This window comes from Massilia genomosp. 1, from assembly GCF_011682185.1.
Taxonomy (GTDB): Bacteria; Pseudomonadota; Gammaproteobacteria; order Burkholderiales; family Burkholderiaceae_D; genus Telluria_A; species Telluria_A rubra.
This window is the reverse complement of sequence record NZ_WHJF01000294.1, coordinates 1-1,212: the sequence shown is the minus strand read 5'-3', so window position 1 is coordinate 1,212 and position 1,212 is coordinate 1. Positions and strand designations below refer to the sequence as shown.

Here is a 1,212-nt window from a genome sequence, read left to right as displayed (position 1 = left end):
TTCATGGTGTGGGCGTTTTGATTAAGCTTCAGAAACTAAATCATGCCAGAAATGGGCGCCCACTCCCACCTTTTCGCTTGCGCTGCCAAGCAATTTTCATCCGTTCCGCTAGTTTTGCAAGAGGCTCAATCGTGATCAGGAAACAGTAAATGTAAATTCGGCCGGCGATATTGGCAGATCTCTAGTCGTAATTTCATATTGGATTGGCAATACATTATTGCAATTGTTACCGGTAAGTTTTTCATATCGCTGAAGTTCGAGATTGGATAAATCTTTGGAATTTCGATTCAGCGTAATTCGTGCATCGCCCAAAAATAGTTCGATGGCAAATACATTGTCTAAATCTGGATCATATACAATAAGTCCTTCGTGACTAGCACCGCCGGCAGTATGGAATTTTGCATGTATTAATAAGGTATCAGCATCGGCAAGGGCTTCTCGCGTGATTTTAACGGGGATCAATATGTCTTCACTATCCATTAAATCAGCACTCCACGTCCACACAGCATGTATGTGAAGATCTGCTAATTTCAAGTCTTTTGATTTGATGTTAATCATATTTTCCAAATTGGTTAAGAACACGTCTTGCAGCCGCTCGCTCGGCCTTGGGCACCACAACAATCATTTTCCCACCTTGTATAGGCTTAAACTTCTTCAAAAATTCCGCCATTACTTCTGGATTAGTTAACGAAAGGCGCTGAACGGGAACGCTCTTGACTTGGGCCGCAGAAAACGTCGCAAGTCTCCGATTGTCTAGCGAATAGGTTATGCCATTTTTTTCGACTACGCGGATTGCAGGAAAGTCATCAGGCTTTATTCGCCCACTACGCAAAGCCGCAACGGCCTCGGAAATTGTTCCACCATCACTAAAATTAGGACTGACCGTGTCTTGTGTAAATCGAATGTCTTGAGTCTGCATCCGATCCATATTGGCGGTTCCACTGCAGCTACAAGTTTTCGACAATCCAAGCGGATCCGTCCATCCGCTTGGATTTGGCGCGTATTGATACGAGTTACTGCCGCCCGCCAAACCGATCGGATCAAGCGAAACATATCGCCCGCAGTCCGCATCATAGTAGCGGAATCGGTTGTAGTTCAAGCCCGTCTCGGTGTCGTGATACTGGCCCAGAAAACGGATCGGCTGGAACCGGGCAACATCATTCGGCGCCTCAGCCTCAACAGCGACCACACTACGGCGCTTCGGCGCAGCCT

At 46.5% G+C, this 1,212-nt stretch carries 2 protein-coding genes; both read right to left on the bottom strand.

Annotated features, from left to right (window positions below):
* Nucleotides 1-135: 135 nt before the first annotated feature.
* Nucleotides 136-558: a hypothetical protein gene (locus F1735_RS33680; RefSeq protein WP_167241370.1), complete on the bottom strand. Its 423-nt coding sequence runs from the start codon at nt 556-558 to the stop codon at nt 136-138.
* On the bottom strand, nt 551-1,212 hold a 662-nt coding region (locus tag F1735_RS37995), incomplete at its 5' end, for an RHS repeat-associated core domain-containing protein (RefSeq protein ID WP_167241368.1). The genes F1735_RS33680 and F1735_RS37995, both read right to left, overlap by 8 nt.

Excerpts from the sequence above, each read along its gene's own strand:
- F1735_RS33680 (WP_167241370.1), bottom strand. The coding sequence starts at position 558 with ATGATTAACATCAAATCAAAAGACTTGAAATTAGCAGATCTTCACATA.